Source organism: Moryella indoligenes (genome assembly GCF_030812885.1).
Classification (GTDB): Bacteria; Bacillota; Clostridia; order Lachnospirales; family Lachnospiraceae; genus Moryella; species Moryella indoligenes.
Window position 1 is genome coordinate 1 of the sequence record NZ_JAUSTO010000033.1, and the last position, 2,018, is coordinate 2,018.

General features: G+C 40.1%; 6 protein-coding genes. 3 read left to right on the forward strand and 3 right to left on the reverse strand.

Annotated features, from left to right (window positions below; translation table 11 throughout):
• Positions 1-44 precede the first annotated feature (44 nt).
• A complete protein-coding gene (locus tag J2S20_RS11950) occupies positions 45-242 on the reverse strand; it encodes a hypothetical protein (RefSeq protein WP_307255558.1) in 198 nt (65 codons plus the stop codon).
• Positions 243-336: 94 nt separating this feature from the next.
• Between J2S20_RS11950 and J2S20_RS11955 the strand changes: the two genes are divergently transcribed.
• Positions 337-693 carry a hypothetical protein gene (locus tag J2S20_RS11955; protein WP_307255559.1) on the forward strand — a complete coding sequence of 119 codons (357 nt, stop codon included), beginning with the start codon at positions 337-339 and terminating at the stop codon, positions 691-693.
• Here the strand turns inward: J2S20_RS11955 and J2S20_RS11960 are convergent.
• A complete protein-coding gene (locus J2S20_RS11960) occupies positions 686-847 on the reverse strand; it encodes a hypothetical protein (protein ID WP_307255560.1) in 162 nt (53 codons plus the stop codon). The two genes, J2S20_RS11955 and J2S20_RS11960, sit on opposite strands and share 8 nt — an antisense overlap.
• Positions 848-895: 48 nt before the next feature.
• Entirely contained in the window at positions 896-1,096 is a 201-nt protein-coding gene (locus J2S20_RS11965) for a helix-turn-helix transcriptional regulator (protein WP_307255562.1), read from the reverse strand.
• Positions 1,097-1,268: 172 nt separating this feature from the next.
• Here J2S20_RS11965 and J2S20_RS11970 point away from each other — a divergent pair, with 172 nt between their 5' ends.
• On the forward strand, positions 1,269-1,676 hold the full coding sequence (locus J2S20_RS11970; RefSeq protein ID WP_307255563.1) for a helix-turn-helix transcriptional regulator: 408 nt from the start codon (positions 1,269-1,271) through the stop codon (positions 1,674-1,676).
• The gene (locus tag J2S20_RS11975) at positions 1,660-1,887 is read left to right on the forward strand and encodes a hypothetical protein (protein WP_307255564.1); all 228 of its coding nucleotides are present in this window, start codon (positions 1,660-1,662) and stop codon (positions 1,885-1,887) included. The genes J2S20_RS11970 and J2S20_RS11975 overlap by 17 nt, the downstream gene beginning before the upstream one ends.
• Positions 1,888-2,018 lie beyond the last annotated feature (131 nt).

Here is a 2,018-nt window from a genome sequence, read left to right on the forward strand (position 1 = left end):
TTTGTTGTTGTTGTGCGCCTTCATATTGTCTCCTCCTCACTTCATCAGCTCTTCGATAGATGCGCCTTGCTATCAAGATGTCCACGAGGCTTCAGAATATCAATTATCTTCTGGTTTATCTTCGCCTGTGTCTCAAACGCCTGAGCAGTCAACCCCATCTGGTACTGAAGCTTTTTCTGACTCCGAATCTGGTCTGCAAGAATCAGAGCCCCCAGAACAATAGTCCATGCCTTTATTTTCAAGATATCCCTTCCTCCTTTCTCCCCTTTAAGGATTTTGTGCTATAATTTCTTGCAAATACTTCTACATCATCAAACGAAAACGAAAGGAATCTTTATGGATAAAGAAACTCGTTCGGTCTTAGCCTTATATTCAAAACGAAGCCCCCTATCGATTCATGATGCAATATTGCTTCTTGACAAAGATCATGATGAATCTTTTGGATTAATTGCTTACATGGTGAAACACAATTACTTATGTACAGATACGATGTATCGCCATATTCATCATTTAGAAAACATTGAAGGCCTAGCAGAGAGCGAACCATTGTATATTACTGTTGAAGGACGCACTGCCTTTAATGAAGAACAACACGCCTTGTTGATTTCCAGATGGAGTGAATTAAGAAATTGGCTATCTTTTTTCATAGCGCTAATTGCTCTCATTCTCTCCATAAAAAATTCCATCAACTAGCAGAAACATACAGGCTCAACGCTATTGCAACTATTGACATAATCAGAGTAATAGTCGAAAGAACTTCCGCTCTCATCCTTTGTCTTTTAAAACATTCTTCCCGCTCCTGCTCTTCTTGCAAAAGCAGTTTTCTTTTTTTGTTTAAAGGTTTCACATCCCTTCCTCCTTCCTGTGTTGGTGTTTTTATCAAATTAAATTTGATTTAATCGGTAAAAAAAATATTATCTACAGAAATTCCATATAACTTAGCAAGTTTCAGTCCTTGGCTAACCTTCGGCTCAGTTTCGCCTTTTTCCCAGCTTACAACTGTCTGCTTACCTACACGAAGCTTTTTCGCAACAGTTTCCTGCGTCATTCCGGCGTTTACTCTGGCAGCTGCAAGGGAAATTCTTAACCTTTCCAACTTCTTTTTATCCTCCTTCTTGCAAAGTGCTCATCAGGTACAAGCACATATTATATCAAATTATATTTGATGTCAACACTAAAATCAATATTTTTTTGATTTTTAGTTGCGTGTTATAAATTATTGTTGTATTATGAGATTACAAAGAAAAATTCTTTTGAGGAGGATAGAAATGCCGGAAGATATTCAGAAAAGAATCTTCTCAAGAAATCTAAATAAATTATTAGAAAAGCAAGGAAAAACTCAGCTTGAGGTAGCCAATGCAATCGGCGTGTCTCCGCAGTCTTTTAACACATGGACGCAGGGGAAAATTCTTCCGCGCATGGGAAAGATTCAGCTTCTCGCTGATTATTTTGGAATAAATAAGTCTGATCTATTAGAAGAACGCACCGAGGATACCGGCTACTACTTCAACCCAGAGACCGCCAAAGTCGCGCAGGAGGTATTTGAGAACCGCGATCTGCGCATTTTGTTCGATGCAGCCCGCGATGCTTCACCGGAAGATATAAAAACTGCTACCGGCGTACTCAAAGCGCTACTAGCAAAAGAAAGAGGGAAAGACGATGAGACAGGCGCCTGATGGCGTGTACTCCTATCTTGTTGATTTAGAAGATACCAAAATTGCAGAAATGGTACGTGAAAATGAGGATTGCACTTATACTATCCTACTCAATTCTCGCTTCAACCATGAGCGGAATCAAGAATCGTATCTGCACGCACTCAAGCACATCCAAAACGGGGACTACGAAAAAGAGAGTGTGCAGGAAATTGAAGCAGAAGCACATAAATAACTTCTTCCCCGCATGAGCAGGGGGGTGATCCTCTAGTGGAGCATCTGGGTGAAGCCGCTGCAATGGTCAGCATCGGTTCCGGTACACAATCTTTATTTTATTTGTAATTTTTTACGCACATACCTTGCATT